The following is a 22,333-nucleotide window of genomic DNA, read 5'->3' as shown; positions in this document are numbered from 1 at the left end:
ACAAATAGAGGAAGATTTTGTGTATTTGTGATAAAATAGAAGTATGAAAGAAAGAATGTCAGAATTAGTAAAATTGCTCAACCGATATGCTCATGAATATTATACGTCAGACAGGCCAAGTGTATCGGACAGCGAGTATGACAGACTCTATCGTGAGTTAGCGGAGTTAGAAGAAAAGTACCCAACCGATATCCTGCCTGACAGTCCGACACATCGGGTGGGAGGGAAGATTTTAGAAGGATTTGAAAAATATCCACACCAGTATCCTCTCTTTAGTTTGCAGGATGCTTTTTCACGTGAAGAATTAATAGCTTTTGACCAGAGGATTCGCAAGGAATTTCCACAAGTCTCTTATCTCTGTGAGCTCAAGATTGACGGGCTCTCTATTTCTCTGACCTATGAAAAGGGAATCTTGGTAGCAGGGGCGACACGGGGGGATGGCTCAGTTGGTGAAAATATCACTGAAAATCTCAAGCGGGTCAAGGATATTCCACTGACCTTGAAAGAACCGCTGGACATTACGGTTCGCGGAGAGTGCTACATGCCCAAGGCTTCCTTTGATGCGGTCAATCAGCTGCGGCAGGAGAATGGTGAGCCTGAGTTTGCCAATCCCCGCAATGCGGCAGCAGGAACCTTGCGGCAGTTGGACACAGCAGTTGTGGCCAAGCGCAATCTAGCGACTTTCCTCTACCAAGAAGCGAGTCCGACTCAGGTCGACAGCCAAGAAGAAGTCTTAAACAAGCTGGCAGCTTTGGACTTCTCAGTCAATCCTACTCATATTCTGGCGGATTCTATCGAAGCAGTTTGGGAGTTTATCGAAAAGATTGCTCAGGAGCGAGATAGTCTGCCTTATGAGATTGACGGTATTGTCATCAAGGTTAATGACTTGGCGGTGCAAGAGGAACTTGGCTTTACTGTCAAGGCACCTAAGTGGGCCATCGCCTATAAATTTCCAGCTGAGGAAAAGGAAGCCCAGCTCCTGTCTGTTGACTGGACAGTAGGTCGGACGGGAGTTGTGACTCCGACAGCCAATCTGACGCCAGTTCAGCTAGCGGGAACGACTGTCAGCCGAGCAACTTTGCACAATGTGGACTATATTGCGGAGAAGGATATTCGTCAGAAAGACACCGTTATCGTCTATAAAGCGGGAGATATTATTCCTGCTGTTTTGCGAGTGGTTGAGTCCAAGCGTGTCTCAGAGGAACCTCTGGAAATACCAAGTCACTGTCCGAGCTGTGAGAGTGAGCTAGTGCACTTTGAAGATGAAGTCGCTCTGCGCTGCATCAATCCTCTTTGTCCAGCCCAGATTAAGGAGGGCTTGATTCACTTTGCCAGCCGAGATGCCATGAATATTACTGGCCTTGGTCCAGCAGTGGTTGAGAAGCTCTTTGCTCAAAATCTAGTTAAGGATGTGGCTGGAATCTATCGGCTGACGGTAGAAAATTTACTAGAACTAGAGAACTTTAAGGAAAAATCAGCAAATAAATTGTATACTGCTATCCAAGCTTCCAAGGAAAACTCGGCCGAACGCCTCTTGTTCGGCTTGGGGATTCGCCATGTGGGAAGCAAGGCCAGTCGGATTTTGCTGGAGAAATTCCATGATATTCCTAAGCTGTCTCAGGCCAGCCAAGAAGAGATTGCAGCTATTGACAGTCTTGGAACTGTGATTGCCCAAAGCCTGCATACCTATTTTGAGCAGGAAGGCTCTCAGATTCTTTTGGCGGAGCTACAAGAAGCAGGTGTGAATCTGGACTATCTGGGGCAAAAGGCAGCGGCTGATGCAGCCCTATCTGGTATGACGGTTGTCCTGACTGGTAAATTACAAAAATTGACACGCAATCAAGCCAAGGAAAAATTGCAGAGTCTGGGTGCTAATGTTTCTGGATCTGTTTCTAAAAAAACGGATCTGGTAGTGGCTGGCCAAGATGCTGGCAGCAAGCTAGCCAAGGCTCAGGAGTTAGGAATTGAAATTCGGGATGAAGATTGGCTTGATAGCTTATGAGGCTGAAGTATGAAGGATAAAATTAAACGAGCACGATTGATTTATAACCCGACTTCGGGACAGGAAATTATTAAGAAAAATATAGCGGAAGTTCTGGATGTTTTGGAGGATGTGGGCTATGAAACCAGCGCCTACCAAACCACTCCAGCGCCTCTTTCTGCTCAAAAAGAAGCTGAAAGGGCAGCAAAAGCAGGGTTTGATTTGATTATTGCGGCAGGCGGCGACGGTACCATCAATGAGGTAGTTAATGGCGTGGCGAATCTGGATGAACGGCCTAAACTGGCCTTTATTCCAACTGGCACAACCAACGACTATGCGCGTGCTCTGAAGATTCCCATGGGAGACCCAGTAGCGGCAGCCCGCATTATTGAAAAGAACCAGACCATAAAGATGGATATTGGCCGGGCCTATGGGAACAAGTATTTTATCAATATTGCAGCAGCGGGAACTCTAACAGAGCTGACTTATAGCGTACCTAGCGAAGTTAAATCCCGCCTAGGCTACTTTGCCTATGTCGCAGAAGGAGCAAAAAAACTCCCTCGCTCTAAGTTCCGCAAGGTTCGTATCAAGCACGACCACGGTGTCTTTGAAGGGAAGATTTCGCTGATGTTTGCGGCTTTGACTAACTCTATTGGTGGTTTTGAAAAGCTAGCACCAGACACCAAATTAGACGACGGCAATTTTACCTTGATTTTAGTCAAGACAGCCAATCTCTTCGATATGCTGAGTCTGATGATGCAGGCTATCAATGGCGGTCAGCACGTTGGCGATATCAATGTAGAATACCTCAAAACAAGCAAGCTGCAGCTGGAAATTTTAGATAAAAAAGGTCCATTTATGCTGAATTTGGATGGAGAATACGGCGGTGATACGCCTGTTGAACTGGAAGTGCTGCACGGACATTTGGAGTTTTTTGCCAATATTGATGAAATCAGTCAGACAGCCCTTTCAATAGAATAATTTTAGATAAGAGATGAAAGAACATGCTAGACTATAAAGTCTTAGTCCATTACCACAATCCGACTGGAGATTATTTCTCCTATGATATGTGGCAGTGGCAAATAAACCAATGGGGGAAGGAAGCAGCCTTTTCCAAACTTGATTATTTTGGTATTCAGGGGGAATTGTCATTTGAGACTTGGGAGCCCTTAAATCACGCTCATGTGATTATCAAACGTTCAGACTGGTCTAGCCAGTCCTGTGACTATCATATTGATTTGTTGCCTCCTCATCTGGTTACGGAAATTTGGCTGATTGAGGGAGATGCTCAGGTGTATTATTCCCTGCAGGCTGCAACGACAAGTCACCAGTATTCACGCCGGCGTCCGCATAATTTTGATATGGCCCTGAGAACAGACTATTTCGATGAATGTTGGGGTTATCAAGGCTGGTTGGGACACCGTCAGACGGACGGCGCACATACTTTCAAAGTTTGGGCACCGACAGCTAGGAAAGTAGAGCTGGTAGTCTATGAATCTGCTGCCAACCAAGCTCCTGTTTATAAAATCTTCCCAATGCAAAAAGGAGGCCGATATTCTCACGACCATAAGGAAAACACCATCGGTGTCTGGTCAACTGAAATAGCAGAAGATTTGACCGGCAAAACTTATCACTACCATGTTAGCTTTGAATACCGCAATTTTTATACTCGTGATCCCTATACTGTTGCGACCAGTCCAGATGGCAAGCGCTCAGCGATTCTTGGGGTAAATGAGACTGAAGTAGCTGGTTTTCAAGTTCGGCAAGGCAAAGAAGCTCTCTGGCGTTTGGACAATCCAAATCAGGCAGTGATTTATGAGATGCACATTCGGGATTTGACCAAGTCAGAGACTTCTGGCGTGGATAGTCAGCTGCGCGGGACCTTCTTGGGAGCCTGTTAAAAAGGAACTACCAATCATCTAGGGCAAAAAACAGGTTTTGACTATATCAGCGATTTAGGCGTTAATGTTGTCCAGCTTCAGCCTGTCTCTGACCGTCACAAGGACTATGATGAAAATGGAGAGCTGATTTACAACTGGGGCTATGACCCACAGAACTATCATGCTCCGGAGACTAGCTTTTCCAGCAATCCTGCCGACCCAGCGCAGGCTATTCGAGATTTGAAAACAATGATTCAGGCCTACCATGATGCGGGTATTTCGGTGACACTGGATGTTGTTTACAATCACATCTACTCGACCTATGATTCTGCTTTCCAAGCTACGGTACCGGATTATTACTATCGGATGAATCCTAATGGCTCTTTCCAAAATGGAACTGGTGTGGGGAGTGAGACAGCCAGCGAGCACGAGATGTTCCGCAAGTTTATGATTGACTCTCTGCTGTACTGGGTAGAGGAGTTCAATGTAGATGGCTTCCGCTTCGACCTGATGGGAATTCATGATGTGGAAACGATGAATGCCATCCGTCAAGCTATGGATGAGGTGGGTCCACGAATTCTGCTCTATGGAGAAGGTTGGGATATGGGAACGGGCCTGATGCCAGAAGACAAGGCCAAGAAAGACAATGCCTACCAGCTTCCACGGATTGGATTTTTCAATGATACAGAGCGGGATGCGGTCAAAGGAGCAGAAGTTTACGGCGGCATCAAGGCTGGTTTTGTCAGTGGTCAGGCGACGGAGGATATCGTCGCTAAGGCTATCCTTGGCAGCAGTGAGCTAGGCAGCTATCTCAGTCCTGATCAAGTCCTTAACTACGTGGAGGCACACGATAATTTCAACCTGCATGATTTGTTGGCGGAGCTGCATCCCGACGATGATGTTCTGACTCTCACCAAGCGGATTGAACTGGCAACTGCTATGAACCTGCTCATGCAGGGCATGGCTTTCATGGAGGTTGGACAGGAATTTTCCCGAACCAAGCTCGTAGCTACGGGGGAGGACGGCCAAGTCCTGCATAGCGATCGCGAAAGGGCTATGAACAGCTACAATGCGCCAGATGCAGTCAATCAGGTGAATTGGGATATTTTGCAGGACCATCAAGAGAGTATTGATTTTATCAAGGACATCATTCGTCTCAAGACAAGCTGCAAGGCCTTTTCTTATCAGACCTATGAAGATATTTATAAACATGTCTTTGTTCAATCAGCAGAGCAGGGCAGTGGCTTGATTATCTTTGAGATTAAGGATGACAAGCATTATCAAGTCATTTTTAATGCCAGCGGGCTTCCTTACTATCTGCCTAATGCAGACAAGCTACGTCTCATAGTGGGCAATAGCCGTCATAAGAAGCCTTTCTATGTTGAAAATCTGACGGTTTCTGTTTTTGAAGTTATTCAATAAGTTATTAGCTACATGAAAAGCCTTAAGTCCATTGGACTTAAGGCTTTTGCTATCTATGGATTGGCTGTGGAACTAGAGCTGGAAGAGCTCGAGTCTTCCTGACTGCTGTCTTCGTCGCTGCTGCTAGTTTGGAACTGCTCTGGATGCAGTGCCCGGTAGCTTGGCGAGTTAAAAAGGTCCACAGTGGAGACATTGCCTCGCTTAGAGTAAAGACTGGTTGATTGGTCGCCTTTTTCCTTTTCAATAGCCAACAAGGCTTTCATTGAATTAAGATAAGAGTAATCTTTAGGGTTGACCTTGCCTAAGTCATTTCCCTTGTAGAAGCGAATCAAGTCACCTGTTTGAATTGCATCACTCATCTTAAGCTGGGTATTAGCGGCATTGCGAATCTCATCCAGTTCTTTCTTGATAGTTTCATCTGGATTGGTAATTTCCTCACCGGTTTGGGTGTAGTAGGTCCGTCCGTTGAAGCTAGTGTATTTTGGAGTGACAAAGTTATTGCTGGATCGGAATGCTGTGATTTGCTGATGCTGAGTTGATAGCAGGTCTTGTCCAACCTGAAGGTAGTTTTTAGAGTCAATGCCTAGCAAATGCTCCAATGTTGGCAGCATATCTACTTGACCGCCGTAGGTATCAATGATCTTTCCTTTGTCCATGCCAGGTACCACTACCATGTATGGTACGCGCTGCATCATAGCATTGTCATAATTGGACCAAGTCTCAGAGGATTTGCCTACAAGAGGGGCCAAGTTAGGATTACGGGTTTGGGAAATTCCAAAATGGTCTCCATAGAGAACGATAATAGAGTTGTCATAGAGGCCAGATTCTTTGAGATAGTCAAACAAGGCCTTGACAGAAGAATCTAGATAGTTAGCAGTGGCAAAGTAGCCGTTGATGGTTTCATCCTTGGTCTTAGCCAGCGGGAAGCCAATTTCGTCGCCAATCAGACTTGTCGTGTAAGGATAGTGATTGGAAACCGTGATATACTTAGCATAGAAAGGCTGCTGTAGGTGTTCCAGGTATTTGATGGAATCTTTCAGCATAATCTTGTCATTCAAGCCGTACTGGAAGGAGTTGGTGTCGTCCTGCTTGGTAAAGTAAGACGCATCAAAGAAATGGTTATAACCCCATTGCTTGTAAGCTGTATTGCGATTCCAGAAGCTTCCAGTATTTCCATGGAAAACAGCAGAAGTGTAGCCGCCATTTTTGGAAAGAATAAAAGGAGCTGCTTGCTGGGTATTGGTACCACCGTAGTTGACCATGAAGGATCCTTGATTGAGACCGAAGAGCCCAGTTTCAATCATAGTTTCAGCATCAGAAGTCTTACCAGCCTTGACCTGATTGAAGACATTAGAGAAAGCCAGAGTCGAATTGGAGTGGTAGAGGGAATTGAGGAAAGGTGTCACCTCGTACTCTTTCCCATCTGCCTGTAGCTTATAGTCAATCAGGAATTGCTGGAAGCTTTCCAGATGGACATAGATGACATTGCGACCCTTGGCAATCCCGTAATATTCTGGATTTGGTTCCGCATAGTGGGATTGGATATATTCTGTTACTGGTTCCAAGTCTTTTTCAGAAGCTTTGGAGCGCTCACGATTGGCAGTATATGTCTGGTTGGCACTGTAACCTAGAAAGGCTGGCAAGCCCAGAGCCCGAACGACATAATAGTTGGAAAATCCACGTGACAAGAGCTCAGGCCGGTCAATTTCAGCCAAGAAAAGGTTGGCAGAGAACAGCATGGCAGACAGGGGTGTCACAGCAAAGCTGGCGCGTTTATTGAAAGGCCTGTCATCCATGCGGATGTATTTCTTAAAGAATAAGAAGGCCAAAATCGGGAAATCAATCAGATAAAGAATATCCCAAGGGCGGAAAAGCTCAAGTGCTGCTTCCCCAAGTCCAGCAGAAACGCTGCTAGAAGCCAGCATAGTATTGACTGTAACAAAGTCGCTGAACTCACGGTAGTAAATGGAATTAGATACCAGCCAAGCAAAGAGGAGCAGATAGATTCCGAAGGCAAGGCTGTAGAATAATTTGGTTCGTTTTACATAAAGCGCCAGTCCCAGCAGCAAGAGGCTGATAGGGAAAGGGTTGATAATAGCTAAAAATACTTGATAAAGACCTTGAATATCGAGGTTAAAATCAATCGTGTAGGCCCACATGGTTTTTATCCAATAGAGGACCAGTAAAATCAAGACAAAACCTAGTCTCGTACTCATGAAATTGAGTAAATTCTTGGTTATTTTTTTCACAAAAAGTTACTTCCTTGTCTTATTTCCTAAAAATTTTCTCCTCTAAGTATAACATAATTTCTCCAGTTAAGGAAAATTTGAGCCGCATTTGAGATATTTTAAATCGGCGAAATTGTAATATTTCTATAAAAGCCTTATCCTCTCTATAGAGAGATTTATAGTCGTTTTGCACTCGTTTGTGAAATCTTTTATTAACTCAAATGTAAAATATGTTTTGAGAATTTTCACAATCTTTGGTATAATATAATTTATGAATAAACTTACTGTTAGTCAAGAGGCAGAAGAAAAACTGAGAAAGGGCATTCTTTTATTAGATAAAAAGGATTTTGGCGCTCTTTCGCTTCAGAATCAATGTGTGGAGCTGCAAAACCGTCAGGGAAAGTTCTTAGGCATAGCTTATCTCTCTCCTCAGAATAAGGGAGTTGGCTGGCTGATTTCCCAGAAGAAGGTAGAGCTGAACTCGGATTTTTTTCAAACTCTCTTTGAGCAGGCTAAGAGCAGACGTTCTACTTATTTTCATTCGGCTGACACGACAGCCTTTCGACTCTTTAATCAAGAGGGGGATGGCTTCGGTGGCTTCACGGTGGATTTCTACAATAACTTTGCGCTTTTTTCTTGGTACAATGACTTTGTCTTTGCTATCAAGGAGCAGATTCTGACAGCCTTCGCTAAGGTTTTCCCAGAGATTCAGGGAGCTTATGAAAAGATTCGTTTCAAGGGTTTGAACTACGAATCGACTCATCTCTATGGAGAGGAAGCACCGGAAACCTTCACAGTCTTGGAGAACGGTGTTCGCTATCAGGTTTTTCTGAATGACGGTCTTATGACCGGTATCTTTCTGGATCAGCACGATGTGTGTGCTAGTCTGGTAGATGGTCTGGCTGCTGGCAAAAGTTTACTCAATATGTTTTCCTATACAGCTGCTTTTTCAGTAGCTGCAGCCATGGGCGGTGCCAGTCAGACAGTCTCAGTTGATTTGGCCAAGCGCAGCCGTGAGCTGTCAGAGGCTCATTTTCTGGCCAATGGTTTGACACTGGATCAGCATCGCTTTCAGGTGATGGATGTCTTTGATTATTTCAAATACGCTAAGCGCCACGATCTAAGCTTTGATGTCATTGTGATAGATCCGCCCAGCTTTGCTAGAAATAAAAAGCGGACATTCTCGGTTGCTAAAGATTATCATCGTTTGGTTGCACAAGCTCTGGAAATCCTGAATCCTCAGGGAATCATGATTCTAAGTACCAATGCAGCCAATCTTTCCAAAAGTAAGTTTAAACAAGAAATTGAAAAAGGCCTTGCCGGCAGAAAGCACCGCTATCTTGCGGAGTATGGCCTGCCAGCAGACTTTGTCTATAATAAAAAAGACGGGAGCAGTAATTACCTCAAGGTATTTACAATAAAGGTGGACCAATGAAATTAGTCGTTTCTGTAATGCCCAAGAGTTTAGAAGAAGCTCAAGAAATTGATGTATCACGCTACGAAGAAGCGGATATTATTGAATGGCGGGCAGATTTTCTGGCCAAGGATGACATTTTAAATGTTGCGCCAGCTATTTTTGAAAAATTTGCCGGACGTGAATTGATTTTCACCTTGCGGACCCGTCAGGAAGGCGGAGAAATTGAACTGTCCGATGATGAATACGTAGCTCTCATCAAGGAAGTAGCCGGTTTTTACCAGCCGGATTATATCGACTTTGAATATTTCTCTCACAAGGGGAAATTTGAAGAAATGCTGGAGTTTCCTAATCTAGTGCTGAGCTACCATAACTTCGAGGAGACGCCTGAAAATATGATGGAAATCTTGTCTGAGCTGACTTCTCTGACCCCTAAGGTGGTCAAGGTTTCTGTCATGGCTCACAATGAGCAGGATGTGCTGGACTTGATGAACTATACTCGCGGTTTCAAGACTTTGAATCCTGAGCAAGATTTTGTCACCATTTCCATGGGAAAAGTCGGCAAGATTTCACGCATTGCGGCTGATTTGACAGGTTCCAGTTGGTCATTTGCCAGCCAGGAGATGGCGTCAGCACCTGGTCAGATTTCTCTGAGCAATATGAAGAAAATCCAGGAGATTTTGAATGAGAATTAATGGCCACACCCGCATGGCTGCTGTGGTTGCCAAGCCAATTAAGCACAGTATTTCTCCTCTTATTCACAATATGGCTTTTGAAAAGACTGGTGTCAATGGTGTCTATCTAGCTTGGGAAGTAGAAGCGAAGGATCTGCAGGTCAGTATAGAAAATATCCGCAGATACGATATGTTTGGTGTCAATCTTTCCATGCCCTATAAGCAGGAAGTGATACCTTATCTGGACGAGCTTGATGTCAGCGCCTGCCTTATCGGAGCAGTCAATACGGTTGTGAATAAAAATGGAATTTTAGTTGGTTATAACACAGATGGCAAGGGATTTTTTAAGAGCTTGCCTTCTTTTGCTATTCAGGGCAAAAAAATGTCGATTTTGGGAGCAGGTGGAGCAGCGACAGCTATTATTGCTCAAGCAGCTTTGGACAATGCAGAGGAAATTTTCGTCTTTACTCGGCAAGCTTCCTATAAGAAGACTGTCAGAAAGATGGCAGCTATCAGCCACCAAACCAAGTGTCGTATCCAGGTACTAACCTTGGAGGATGCGGATAGCTTGCAGGATAAAATAAACCAATCAGACCTTCTGGTTAATGGGACTAGTCTAGGTATGGATGGCATCAGCATGCCCCTGCATGAACAGCTTGAACTGTCCAGCCAGATTTTAGTTGCAGATGTTATCTACCAACCTTTCGAAACGCCCTTTCTCAAATGGGCCAGAAATCAAAATGTCACAGCGGTCAATGGACTTGGTATGCTGCTTTATCAAGGAGCAGAAGCCTTTGAGCTTTGGACTGGCAAAACCATGCCCAGTCAGGAAATTTGGCAGTGTTTAGAAGAATTGTATAAATAAGGAGGCACCTTATGAAACTGAACGTAAATCTCCCGCATCATCCCTATGATATTCTCATCGAAAAGGGGTCTTTATCTAAGGCTGGAAGTTGGCTGAGTCAGCTTTGGCAGCCTCAGAAGGTGGTTATCGTCACGGACAATCGAGTGGCTCGACTCTATGCGGAAAAGGTCAAGCTGAGCTTGGAAGCGGCTGGGTTTGAGACTTTTGTCTTTGACTTTTTGGAGGGTGAAGCCAGCAAGAACTTAAAGACAGTCAACAAAGTCTATGAGTTTTTGGTCAAGGTTGGTCTGACTCGCAGTGATGGTATCGTGGCCTTGGGTGGCGGCGCTGTTGGTGATTTGGCAGGATTTGTTGCTTCAACCTACATGCGGGGCGTTCATTTCGTGCAGATTCCTACCAGTCTGACAGCTCAAGTGGACTCCTCTATCGGCGGTAAGACAGGTGTCAATACACCTTGGGCCAAGAATATGGTTGGGACTTTTACCCAGCCTGACGGAGTTCTGATTGACCCAGAAGTCTTGGATACCTTGGGCCAGCGGGAACTGATTGAAGGTATGGGCGAGGTGGTCAAGTACGGCTTGATTGAGGATAAGGAACTCTGGGACGAGCTTTTAGAAATGAATGGCAGCCCAGAGTCGATTTTGGAACATGCGGAGAGCATCATTTACCATTCTTGCGATGTCAAGCGTAAGATTGTGGTCGAGGACGAGCTGGATAATGGCGTCCGCCTCTATCTGAATTTCGGCCATACTATTGGGCACGCTATCGAAGCGACAGCAGGATACGGCAAGGTCATGCATGGTGAAGCTGTAGCGATTGGCATGGTACAGGTTTCCCGTGTCGCTGAAAAGAAAGGCCTTATGCCAGTCGGGATCACAGAAGACATCATCCAGATGTGCCAGAAGTTTGGTTTGCCGGTGGATTACCAGCCCTGGGATGAGAATGCTCTCTATCAGGCCTTGACCCATGATAAGAAGGCACGAGGCAACTCTATCAAACTAGTACTGGTGCCCGAGCTAGGGTCGGCTAGTATTCACCAGATTCCGCTGGAAGAGATGAAAGAATTTCTGAAGAAATAAGTACCAGATGGAGTTTAAGACGATTGGACAGTTTGGATGAAAAACGGATAGAATGTCCAGTATTTCCATCCCAGAAATAGGAGAAAATGTATGAGATACTTAACTGCAGGAGAATCCCACGGACCACGTCTGACAGCTATTATTGAGGGGGTGCCGGCTGGTCTTCCTTTGACCGCTGACTATATCAATGCTGAGCTCAAGCGCCGCCAGGGTGGGTACGGCCGCGGTGCCCGCATGAAGATTGAAAGTGACCAAGTCGAGATTACGTCTGGGGTTCGGCATGGCTTGACCATGGGCGGTCCAATTACCCTCAATGTCACAAATCTGGATCATCAGAAGTGGCTGGAGATTATGAGTGCGGCAGATGTGGATGAAAAGAAAAAAGGGCTGCGCAAGATTACCAAACCACGCCCTGGTCATGCGGACTTGGTTGGGGGCATGAAATACCGCTTTGACGATTTGCGAAATTCCCTTGAGCGCTCTTCTGCGCGTGAAACGACTATGCGTGTAGCAGTCGGAGCAGTAGCCAAGCGTTTGCTGGAAGAAATCGGTGTAAAGGTAGCCAGTCATATCGTAACCTTTGGTGGCATTGATATTGATGTGCCGAATAATCTAACTGTAGCAGAAATCAAGGAAAGAGCTGCCCAGTCAGAGGTTTCCATTGTCAATCCCGAGCGAGAAGAAGAAATCAAGGCCTACATTGATCAGATTAAGAAAGACGGTGATACCATCGGTGGTGTCATTGAGACTGTTGTTGGCGGTGTGCCGGTCGGTCTGGGTTCCTATGTCCAATGGGACAAGAAGCTGGACGCCAAGATTGCTCAAGGAGTCGTGTCCATCAATGCTTTCAAGGGAGTTGAGTTTGGCGTGGGCTTTGAAGTCGGCCGTCTCAAAGGCAGTCAAGTCATGGATGAAATCCTCTGGTCTGAGGAAGATGGCTTCACTCGCAGAACTAATAATCTAGGCGGCTTTGAGGGAGGTATGACCAATGGTCAGCCAATCGTGGTTCGTGGGGTTATGAAGCCAATTCCGACTCTTTATAAGCCGCTGATGAGTGTGGATATTGAGACCCACGAGCCTTATAAGGCGACAGTGGAACGGAGCGATCCTACGGCTCTGCCAGCGGCGGGTGTAGTTATGGAAAGTGTGGTCACGACGGTTCTGGCCACAGAAGTGCTGGACAAGTTCTCTTCGGATAATCTGGAAGAACTAAAGGATGCGGTAGCCCGCCATCGGGAATTTGTCAAGAACTTTTAGAAGAAAGGAGTGGGCATGGAGAGAAAAACAGTCTATATCGCAGGTCTGGGACTGATTGGAGCTTCCTTGGCTCTGGGCATCAGGCGAGCTCATCCTGAGATAGAGATTCTTGGCTACAATCGCAGTGAAGAATCGCGCAGAGTTGCATTAGAGCGGGGAATAGTAGACCGGGTAACGGATGATTTTGCGGCCTTTGCACCTCTTGCTGACGTGATTATTCTAGCTGTGCCTATCAAGCAGACTATAGCATTTATCAAGGATCTAGCGGAGCTGGGCCTGAAGGAAAATGTTATCATCTCAGATGCGGGCTCAACTAAATCGGAAATTGTGGCGGCCGCAGAAAGATATCTGCAAAATAAAGCTGTCCGCTTTGTTGGTGCTCATCCCATGGCTGGAAGTCACAAGACTGGAGCCAAGGCTGCCCATGTCAACCTCTTTGAAAATGCCTATTATATCTTCACCCCCTCTAGTTTGACCAAGCCTGGTACGCTTGAGGAAATGAAAGGCTTGCTGAGTGGTCTTCATGCCCGTTTTATTCAGGTAGATCCTGCAGAGCACGACCGAGTGACCAGTCAAATCAGTCATTTTCCACATATCTTAGCCTCCAGCCTTATGGAGCAAGCGGCAGCTTATAGCCAAGAGCATGAGCTGACCCAGTCTTTTGCAGCTGGCGGTTTTCGAGATATGACGCGGATTGCAGAGAGTGAGCCAGGTATGTGGACCTCTATTCTCTTGACTAACCCTGAAGCTATCTTGGAGCGGCTGGAAGACTTTAAAAACCAGTTAGACAAGGTAGCTGCGGCGATTGAGGCTAAGGATGAGACAGCTATCTGGGAATTTTTCGACCGAGGACGGCAAAGCCGCAAGCAGATGGAAATTCATAAACGTGCTGGTGTAGATAGTTTTTATGACCTCTTTATTGAAGTGCCTGACGAAGAAGATGCGATTTTGGGCATTTTGGAGCTTCTGCGCGGAATTTCTGTCGTCAATATTCGTATTAACGAGGAAAACCGGGAAGATATCAACGGTATTCTGCAAATCACCTTTAAAAATCGCCAAGATTTGGAAAAATCTGCTACAATAGTAAGAGAAAATACGGATTACCTAGTGTCCGTAGACTAATATAGATTGGAGAACTCTATGTCAAATATTTATGATTTAGCCAATGAACTGAGCAGAAATCTGCGTGATTTGCCTGAGTACAAGGCCGTCGTAGAAAGCAAGAAAGCAGTAGATGCTAATAGCGAAGCGAAGGCTATTTTTGCAGACTATCTGGCTTTCCAGCAAGAACTGCAACAGCTGGCTCAGACTGGTCAGGTACCGACTCAGGAGGTGCAGGACAAGATGACTTCCTTTGGCGAGAAGATTCAGGGCAATGCTGTTCTTTCTGAATTCTTCAATAAGCAGCAGCAACTGTCCATCTATCTGGCGGATATCGAGCGTATTATCTTTGATCCGGTGCAGGATTTGCTTAAATAAGCTAATAAAATGAAGAATCTGGGATGAATACCCGGATTCTTTTTGCTTCAGCTCGGATTCCAGAAATTTTAAGAATTTCTGGTCTTTTTATGATAAAATAAGAAGCAACAAAGGAAAGTACGAGGTCACCTATGAAATTATCAACCAATGTAAGAGGCCTGAAGGGTCATATCCGCGTACCTGGAGATAAATCCATCAGTCACCGTTCCATTATTTTTGGCAGTTTGGCCAAGGGGGTCACTACTGTTCGTGACATTCTGCGAGGAGAAGATGTGCTGTCAACCATGCAGGTTTTTCGTGACTTAGGCGTGCAGATTGAGGACGATGGAAATCTAGTCAAGATACATGGCGTAGGATTTGAAGGTCTGCAAGCACCGAAAAATAAGCTGGATATGGGCAATTCTGGAACGTCTATCCGTTTGATTTCTGGTGTCTTGGCCGGCCAGGATTTCGAAGCGGAGATGTTCGGTGACGATAGTCTATCCAAGCGTCCTATGGATCGGGTGACCATTCCTCTGAGGCAGATGGGAGTCGAGATTGCTGGTCGGACCGAGCGTGATTTACCACCGCTCAAGATGAAAGGCAGCAGGGAACTGCAGCCTATTCATTATCAGCTGCCAGTGGCTTCTGCTCAGGTTAAGTCGGCCTTGATTTTTGCTGCCCTGCAGGCTCAGGGAGAGTCGGTTATTATTGAAAAGGAAATCACCCGCAATCATACGGAAGATATGATTGCCCAGTTTGGCGGGCAAATTGAGGTTGAGGGCAAGGAAATCCGCATTCAAGGTGGTCAGGAATTTACTGCTCAGGAAGTGACGGTTCCGGGTGACATTTCCAGCGCGGCCTTCTGGCTGGTGGCTGGATTGATTGTGCCGGACTCCAAGATTGTTTTAGAAAATGTCGGCATCAATGAAACTCGTACAGGCATTTTAGAAGTCATAGAGGCTATGGGCAGACAAATGGTGCTGTCAGATGTCGATCCAGTAGCAAAGTCTGCAACTATCACTGTTGAGACGTCTGAGCTTAAGGGCACTGAGATTGGCGGCGAGATTATCCCACGCTTGATTGATGAGTTGCCGATTATTGCGCTTCTTGCGACTCAGGCTCAGGGACGGACTGTCATTCGTGATGCAGAGGAGCTCAAGGTCAAGGAAACCGACCGTATCCAGGTAGTAGCAGACGCTCTCAATAGCATGGGCGCAGCTATTACCCCGACGGAAGACGGCATGATTATCGAAGGGAAAACACCTCTTCATGGTGCCCAAGTCAATACCTTTGGTGACCATCGTATCGGAATGATGACGGCAATTGCTGCTTTGTTGGCTCAAAGCGGTCAGGTGGAACTTGAACGGTCTGAAGCCATTAAGACCAGCTATCCAAGCTTCTTCAGCGACTTGGAGGGCTTGATGCATGGCTAAGATATTGCTAGGCTTTATGGGAGCCGGAAAATCCACAGTGGCCAGAGGCTTAGCCCAAGACTTTGTCGATATGGATGAACTGCTCTGCCAGCGGCTGGGCATGTCAATCAAGGATTATTTTGACCAGCACGGTGAAGCGGCCTTTCGGTCTGCTGAAGCCCAACTCTTAGCTGAGTTAATCGATACGGACTTGGTCGTCTCAACTGGCGGCGGTGTAGTCGTCAGCCCTGAAAATCGCAAATTACTGACTCAGAATGCTGACAATATCTACCTGAAAGCAGATTTTGAAACGCTCTATCAGCGAATCCAGCAGGATGCAGTGCAGGAGAGACCCTTGTTCTTAAACCAGAGCAAGTCAGACTTGCAGCAGATTTTTGAGAAGCGTCAGGCCTGGTATGAGGAAGTAGCGACCCAGATTGTTGATACGAGGCTCAAAAGCCCGCAGGAAATTATTGAGGAAATTCAATGAAAATAGCATTTTTAGGTCCTAGAGGCTCCTTTTCTCACCATGTAGCCCAAGCTGCCTTTCCCAGCGAGGACTTGGTGCCTTATCAGAATATCACCGAGGTCATGAAGGCTTATGAGGCTAGGGAAGTGGATTACTCGGTTGTTCCGGTGGAAAATTCCATTGAGGGCAGTGTCCATGAAACCTTGGACTATCTCTTTCATCAAGCAGACATTCAGGCGGTGGCTGAGATTGTGCAGCCCATCAAGCAACAGCTTTTAGTGACGGATTTAGAAAAGCCAATTGAGAAAATATTTTCTCACCCGCAGGCTATTGCCCAAGGAAAGAAATACATCCGCCAGCATTATCCGCATGCGGCCATTGAGGTAACAGCAAGTACAGCCTATGCAGCTCGTTTTGTGGCAGAGCATCCTGAAAAGAATTTTGCGGCTATTGCCCCGCGCACGGCTGCAGCAGAGTACGGGCTCAAAGTAGCGGCCAGCGATATTCAGGAAATGGAAGAAAATTATACCCGCTTCTGGATTTTGGGCCATGAGGTGCCAGAGCTTCAACTGGCTAAGACAGGAGACAAGCAGACACTGGCCTTGACCTTGCCGGACAATCTGCCTGGTGCCCTCTACAAGGCTTTGTCGACCTTCGCTTGGCGTGGGATTGACCTGACCAAGATTGAGAGTCGGCCTCTAAAAACGGCTCTGGGAGAGTATTTCTTCATTATTGACATTGACAACGAGCAGAAAAAATTGGCGGATTTTGCCTATCAAGAGTTGACAAGTCTAGGAATTACTTATAAAATTTTTGGTAGCTACAGTGTGTTTCTGATTCAGGACAAGTAGCGGTAGATTGGAGAAGAGATGAAGAAACCAGAAAATCTTAGCCATCATGAACGGCTCCGCTTAGATTATCTCTATAAAAATTATTATTATCTAAACGCTAAAGAAAAGAAAGAATTTGACTATTTGCGTCAGAAGTCCAAGGGGATTGGAGGTTCAGCCAGTGTGCCTGACCATGAAGAGCAGCCGCAAACGGCTAGCAACACCTACGAGCAAGAGCCAGTGGAAATGGATTCTTCTGGCCTCTTACCCAAGTACCCTGAGCGTTCTTCTCGTAGCAGAAAGCAAAAGAAGGAGCCGGGAGTTCTGTCAGGAGCTGGTCTGGGACAAGACAAGCCTAAGAAACCCCGCAAAAAAATCCGCTTGAAACGAATTTTGCTTTGGGTAGGAATTTTCCTGCTGATGGTCTTGGGGGGCATGATTTTCATGTTTGTCAAAGGCTTGACGACAGCTCATAATGGAAATTCTAAACCGGCAGAAACGGAATTCTTTGACGGCAAGGATACTAAGGACGGAGTGAATATCCTCATTCTTGGGACGGACGGCCGAGTTGGTGATGACTCGACTGAGACACGGACCGACTCCATTATGGTCTTGAATGTTGGTAATAAGGACCATAAGGTGAAATTAGTCAGCTTTATGCGTGATACCCTTATTCACATCGATGGCGTCAGCAATGAGTACACGGATCCGTCGCAGGCAGATTACTATGACCAAAAGCTCAATTCTGCCTACACGATTGGGGAGCAAAACCACAACCGCGGTGCAGACTATGTCCGCCAGATGCTCAAAGATAATTTCGATTTGGACATCAAATATTATGCACTGGTAGATTTCCAGACCTTTGCAACAGCTATTGATACCCTTTTCCCAAATGGTGTCAGCATGAATGCCCAGTTCTCAACGATTGATGGGGAAAAGGTAACAGAAGTTGAAGTGCCAGACGACTTAAATATGAAAGACGGTGTGGTCCCCAACCAAACCATCAAGGTTGGTCAGCAGCAGATGGATGGTCGGACCTTGCTCAACTACGCTCGCTTCCGTAAGGATGACGAGGGTGACTTTGGCCGAACCCGCCGCCAGCAGGAAATTTTGACAGCTGTTTTCCAGCAGGTCAAAGATCCGACTAAGCTCTTTACTGGGTCAGAGGCCCTAGGTAAGGTCTTTGCCTTGACTTCGACCAATGTGCCTTACAGCTTCCTTTTGACTAATGGTCTCTCTATGGCAGGAGATTCCCGCAATGGGGTTGAGCGCCTGACGATTCCGGAAAATGGCGACTGGGTTGATACCTATGACATGTACGGTGGCCAAGGGCTCTTGATTGACTTTGAAGCCTATAAAGAAAGACTGCAGCAAATGGGTCTCAGATAAGATATATGATATAATGAAAGGTAGGACGATGTCCTGCCTTTTCTTTTGGGAAATGGCAGAGCGATAAAGCAGAAAGAGAAAAATATGTTAAAAAAGAATGATATGATTGAAGTTGAAATCGTGGATCTGAGCCATGAGGGAGCAGGGGTGGCCAAGGCAGAAGGCCTGGTTTTCTTTGTGGAAAATGCCCTGCCGGGTGAACTCATTCGCATGCGTGTGCTCAAGGTCAACAAAAAAATTGGCTTTGGCAAGGTAGAGGAATTTCTCCGTATTTCAGACCAGCGCAATGAAAATCTTGATATGGCCTATCTGCGTACGGGTATTGCTGACTTGGGGCATCTGAACTATCTAGCCCAGCTGGACTTCAAACGTAAACAGGTCAAGGACAGTCTCTATAAGATTGCTGGTTTGTCTGATGTTGAAGTGCCACCGACACTTGGTATGGAGCAGCCGCTGGGCTACCGTAATAAGGCTCAAGTGCCTGTCCGCCGCGTCAATGGCCAGCTGGAAACAGGATTTTTCCGTAAAAATTCCCATGACCTCCTGCCGATTGAAGATTTCTATATTCAGGACCCAATTATTGATCAAGTTATCCTCTTTACACGCGACTTGCTGCGTCGTTTTGACCTCAAACCTTATGATGAGCAAGAAAAGACTGGACTCATTCGCAATCTAGTTGTTCGCCGTGGGCATTATTCAGGGGAAATCATGGTAATCCTAGTCACAACCCGTCCGAAGATATTCCGAGTGGAGCAGATGATGGAGCGCTTGACAGAAGCCTTCCCAGCTATCAAGTCCATCATGCAGAATATCAACGACCAGCCGGGTAATGCGATTTTCGGAAAAGACTGGCGAACGCTTTATGGCCAAGACTACATTACCGACCAGATGCTGGGAAATGACTTCCAGATTGCTGCACCGGCCTTTTACCAAGTCAATACCGAAATGGCAGAAAAGCTCTATCAGATAGCCATTGACTTTTCCGAGCTGACTGCAGATGATGTGGTTATTGATGCCTACTCAGGTATCGGGACGATTGGGCTCTCTGTTGCTAAACATGTCAAGCAGGTCTATGGTGTGGAAGTGATCCCAGAAGCGGTCGAAAATAGTCGAAAGAACGCAGAAATCAATGGCATTGCCAATGCCAGCTATGTCTGCGCTCCTGCTGAAGAAGCCATCCAAAACTGGCTTAAAGAGGGCATCCAAGCGGATGTCATTCTAGTCGATCCACCACGAAAAGGCCTGACAGAGAGCTTCATCAAAGCCAGCGTCAGCATGGAGCCCAAGAAAATCACTTATATCTCCTGCAATGTCGCTACTATGGCGCGTGATATCAAACTCTATCAAGAATTAGGATATGAGTTGAAGAAAGTCCAGCCGGTGGATTTATTTCCGCAAACGCATCATGTGGAGTGTGTAGGATTGCTTGTTCGAGCTGAGGCATCAGCGAAGTAGAAGTAGATGATCCGCCCATGGGATAGGACTCGTAGAATGAGGAAATTATGACGAAACGATACGGTAACAGCTGTGTAGCTTTGATGGTAAAACAATAAAAAAATTTTAATATCTTAGTCAAGATAATTATTACATTACCTTTTGATATATAAGTGGAAAACTGTAACTTTTATGTTGCAGTTTTTTTATTACATCATGATATAATTAAGAAAACAAAATATAGAGGAGCTTTTATGAAAAAAGAACAAGTATTTCAAAATGTAGAATCATTACAGCAAGTCGTAAATGTCATTAATGAAGCGTCTGGTGCGCTGAATGACAAGACACGTACAATGCGAGAGAGTGCAATACCAGAAGTTTTAGCAGGTGCCCTGGGAGCAGGCGTCGGTGGAATTGGATCATTTGCTGCTCTCTACGGTTTAGGTACTGTTGGCTTATCCGCTGCCGGAATTACATCTGGACTTGCAGCTGCAGGAAGTATTGTTGGTGGCGGAATGGTAGCTGGCGTCTTTGTTTTAGCAGCACCTGCTGTTGTCTTAGCTGGAGGAGCTATTTTATTAGCATCTAATTTAAAAAATAATCAACTTAAACAGGAAAAAGAACGATTATATAAAGAGGCGCTACAAAAACATGAAGCAATTATACAAGCACTGAAGGCTGAGACGGATGCTGATAAAGAGCGTCTGGATTATTTACAAAGTTTAAATATTCTTCTTACACAAGCGATAAAAGATTTAAAAAATGATTTAGGAAAATCGTAATGAGTAAATTTAAATATTCAGATGAAGAAAGACAATTTAATAATATTTTTGTCTATCAAACTAGAGAGTTAAGTCTAATCAAAAGGCATGATAAGACAGGTGTGGAAGCAAGGATATCAGAAAGTGAAGAGTTATTAAAAGAGCTAGGGTATAATCTAAATTATTTACCAAAAATAGATACTGAAGCAGAAAAACGAACTATAGTAGTTCCTAAATGGGAAGATTTAATTGCAAAGTCTGAACATGAAGTCGGTTCTACGAATGACTTAGAAGTACTTTTTACAAATGAAGAGCTAGAGATAAATGAAGCTATTGTTCGAGAATTGAATGATGATTTTAATAATATACATAAACTTGATGCTATTGACATTTCGATTTGTGCTGGCGCTGGTGTATTAGCAGCAATAGTTGATATACTTTTAATTGGAATACCTAAAAAAACTCCACAAGGTTTGAAAGGTGGTCCTTTATCGAATCATGTAAGAGATTGGTTCAATCAGAGATTCCCCGAAGAAGAAATGGAAAAGCTGGCAAATTCAAAAGTTAGTAAGGTTCCTTTTGATGCACAAGATAATCGTCATACAAAAGTTAATGTTAATGGCCTATCTGCTTACTATCATAGATTACTATCTCTTGGACATGACCCACTTCTTGGTCTAGTAATTGGTGTGTGTGATATTCTTAATGGAAAGATGACTACTATCGATAAAACTGGAAAAATAGTATCTCAATTTATGGACAACTACACAGATAGAAAAGAAAGTGATATTTTCGCTGCAATTGCTAAGCAGATAATTCATTTTAAATCTGATATTACAACTTCAATGGGATTACCTGCTCCATTGATGGGACTATTCAATTTATTTCAGTTCGGAAAAATTGGGAATGAGGAACAAACAATAGCAGAAATAGTACAAGGGATGTATTACGAAGGTTATGATTTTATTCATTTTAGCAGCATGGCAATTTCAACTATGATTGTTGAAGTTGTCATCAGACTAGGATACGCTTTAAAAAGAATTAACGAAGGAAATTCTTTAAAAAACTCTATCCCATTTTCGGTGGATAGAGAAAAACATCCAAAATTACATACTATGCTATTTATAGGACATTCCACAGCTACAGCAGCTAATGCTGGGAAAATATACTTTACAAAAAATCCTATGATAATAAATTATGCACAATGGGTCACTTTTGCAAAGTACTCATATTCACATTTAAAGTGGGTACTAATTGAAAAAAACGAAATGAAAGACCTATATGTTTCGGAAAAAATTTCTAAAGAAAACCAGGAAGTTTACAATCAAATAAAGAGTACGTTTGATAACTTCAGCAACGATTATGTATTTACATTCGATTAATTTATTGAAGGAGAAGCTATGAAAAAGAGTACCTATAATATTAACTAAAATTCCTATGTATGGAATTTTATTAAAACAATCGAGTAAAGGTGAGATGATGCTATGTAGTCCATTCCTTCAAGATATGGCGGAAGAAGGGATTAGACCAATTGAAATTTGTACACTTCTAGAGGAAAAATATCCAGGTGAAGTGGTAACAAGAGAACGTTTTTATGAAGGTTATAATAAAATACTTGAATTAAAGTTTAAGCAGTAGATAAACTAAACGTCTCAGTTTTACATTACAAGGAGATGAGCTTCATAGTTTTCACTGGGGTTTTACTAATCAAATCTAATAAGGTTCACATACGAACCATATGCTGTTGTGGTAAGTTTAGTAGAGAAGAGTAGCTAAT

Annotated in this window: 18 protein-coding genes and 1 pseudogene; 18 read left to right on the top strand and 1 reads right to left on the bottom strand. The window is 44.7% G+C overall.

What is annotated here, in order from left to right; all coding sequences use genetic code 11:
- Positions 1 to 43: 43 nt before the first annotated feature.
- The 3 genes and pseudogenes from ligA to pulA all read left to right on the top strand — a co-directional run bounded on the left by ligA (position 44) and on the right by pulA (position 5,283).
- Positions 44 to 2,002, top strand: a complete 1,959-nt coding sequence (gene ligA / locus RG608_RS02775; protein WP_268687353.1) for an NAD-dependent DNA ligase LigA — start codon at positions 44 to 46, stop codon at positions 2,000 to 2,002.
- Positions 2,003 to 2,011: 9 nt separating this feature from the next.
- Positions 2,012 to 2,962, top strand: coding sequence for a diacylglycerol kinase family lipid kinase (locus RG608_RS02770; protein ID WP_002906169.1), 951 nt, complete (start codon positions 2,012 to 2,014; stop codon positions 2,960 to 2,962).
- A gap of 23 nt (positions 2,963 to 2,985) precedes the next feature.
- A pseudogene (pulA, locus tag RG608_RS02765) lies at positions 2,986 to 5,283 on the top strand (type I pullulanase).
- Positions 5,284 to 5,336: 53 nt separating this feature from the next.
- On the opposite strand, the gene RG608_RS02760 reads toward pulA, so the two are convergent.
- The gene (locus tag RG608_RS02760) at positions 5,337 to 7,532 is read right to left on the bottom strand and encodes an LTA synthase family protein (protein ID WP_308946529.1); all 2,196 of its coding nucleotides are present in this window, start codon (positions 7,530 to 7,532) and stop codon (positions 5,337 to 5,339) included.
- A 250-nt stretch (positions 7,533 to 7,782) separates the two neighbouring features.
- On the opposite strand from RG608_RS02760, the gene RG608_RS02755 reads away from it, so the two are divergent.
- The 15 genes from RG608_RS02755 to RG608_RS02685 all read left to right on the top strand — a co-directional run bounded on the left by RG608_RS02755 (position 7,783) and on the right by RG608_RS02685 (position 22,194).
- Positions 7,783 to 8,946 (top strand): class I SAM-dependent rRNA methyltransferase, encoded by a 1,164-nt coding sequence (locus RG608_RS02755; RefSeq protein WP_308946528.1) that lies wholly within the window; start codon positions 7,783 to 7,785, stop codon positions 8,944 to 8,946.
- Entirely contained in the window at positions 8,943 to 9,620 is a 678-nt protein-coding gene (gene aroD, locus RG608_RS02750; RefSeq protein WP_308946527.1) for a type I 3-dehydroquinate dehydratase, read from the top strand. Before RG608_RS02755 ends, aroD begins: the two co-directional genes overlap by 4 nt.
- Entirely contained in the window at positions 9,610 to 10,464 is an 855-nt protein-coding gene (locus tag RG608_RS02745; protein WP_308946526.1) for a shikimate dehydrogenase, read from the top strand. The genes aroD and RG608_RS02745 overlap by 11 nt, the downstream gene beginning before the upstream one ends.
- Before the next feature lie 11 nt (positions 10,465 to 10,475).
- On the top strand, positions 10,476 to 11,543 hold the full coding sequence (aroB, locus tag RG608_RS02740) for a 3-dehydroquinate synthase (RefSeq protein ID WP_308946525.1): 1,068 nt from the start codon (positions 10,476 to 10,478) through the stop codon (positions 11,541 to 11,543).
- A gap of 90 nt (positions 11,544 to 11,633) precedes the next feature.
- Entirely contained in the window at positions 11,634 to 12,800 is a 1,167-nt protein-coding gene (gene aroC / locus RG608_RS02735) for a chorismate synthase (RefSeq protein WP_308946524.1), read from the top strand.
- 15 nt (positions 12,801 to 12,815) lie between these two features.
- Entirely contained in the window at positions 12,816 to 13,922 is a 1,107-nt protein-coding gene (locus RG608_RS02730) for a prephenate dehydrogenase (RefSeq protein WP_308946523.1), read from the top strand.
- A gap of 18 nt (positions 13,923 to 13,940) precedes the next feature.
- Complete coding sequence (locus tag RG608_RS02725; RefSeq protein ID WP_308946522.1) at positions 13,941 to 14,279, top strand: YlbF/YmcA family competence regulator; 339 nt, start codon at positions 13,941 to 13,943, stop codon at positions 14,277 to 14,279.
- Positions 14,280 to 14,410: 131 nt separating this feature from the next.
- A complete protein-coding gene (gene aroA / locus RG608_RS02720; protein WP_308946521.1) occupies positions 14,411 to 15,694 on the top strand; it encodes a 3-phosphoshikimate 1-carboxyvinyltransferase in 1,284 nt (427 codons plus the stop codon).
- Positions 15,687 to 16,163 carry a shikimate kinase gene (locus tag RG608_RS02715; protein ID WP_049542986.1) on the top strand — a complete coding sequence of 159 codons (477 nt, stop codon included), beginning with the start codon at positions 15,687 to 15,689 and terminating at the stop codon, positions 16,161 to 16,163. The genes aroA and RG608_RS02715 overlap by 8 nt, the downstream gene beginning before the upstream one ends.
- Positions 16,160 to 16,993, top strand: coding sequence for a prephenate dehydratase (pheA, locus tag RG608_RS02710; RefSeq protein ID WP_268687343.1), 834 nt, complete (start codon positions 16,160 to 16,162; stop codon positions 16,991 to 16,993). The genes RG608_RS02715 and pheA overlap by 4 nt, the downstream gene beginning before the upstream one ends.
- An 18-nt stretch (positions 16,994 to 17,011) precedes the next feature.
- Entirely contained in the window at positions 17,012 to 18,361 is a 1,350-nt protein-coding gene (locus RG608_RS02705) for an LCP family protein (RefSeq protein ID WP_308946520.1), read from the top strand.
- Between the two features lie 84 nt (positions 18,362 to 18,445).
- Positions 18,446 to 19,816, top strand: coding sequence for a 23S rRNA (uracil(1939)-C(5))-methyltransferase RlmD (gene rlmD / locus RG608_RS02700; protein ID WP_308946519.1), 1,371 nt, complete (start codon positions 18,446 to 18,448; stop codon positions 19,814 to 19,816).
- Positions 19,817 to 20,049: 233 nt separating this feature from the next.
- On the top strand, positions 20,050 to 20,577 hold the full coding sequence (locus RG608_RS02695; protein ID WP_308946518.1) for a hypothetical protein: 528 nt from the start codon (positions 20,050 to 20,052) through the stop codon (positions 20,575 to 20,577).
- Entirely contained in the window at positions 20,577 to 21,938 is a 1,362-nt protein-coding gene (locus tag RG608_RS02690; protein WP_308946517.1) for a hypothetical protein, read from the top strand. The genes RG608_RS02695 and RG608_RS02690 overlap by 1 nt, the downstream gene beginning before the upstream one ends.
- Positions 21,939 to 21,993: 55 nt before the next feature.
- Positions 21,994 to 22,194, top strand: a complete 201-nt coding sequence (locus tag RG608_RS02685; RefSeq protein WP_308946516.1) for a hypothetical protein — start codon at positions 21,994 to 21,996, stop codon at positions 22,192 to 22,194.
- Positions 22,195 to 22,333 lie beyond the last annotated feature (139 nt).

Origin of the sequence: Streptococcus sp. IsoGale022 (assembly GCF_031142805.1) — a bacterium.
Lineage (GTDB): Bacteria > Bacillota > Bacilli > Lactobacillales > Streptococcaceae > Streptococcus > Streptococcus sanguinis_A.
Note: the sequence above shows the minus strand (reverse complement) of the source record. Positions and strands in the feature narration are given on the sequence as shown.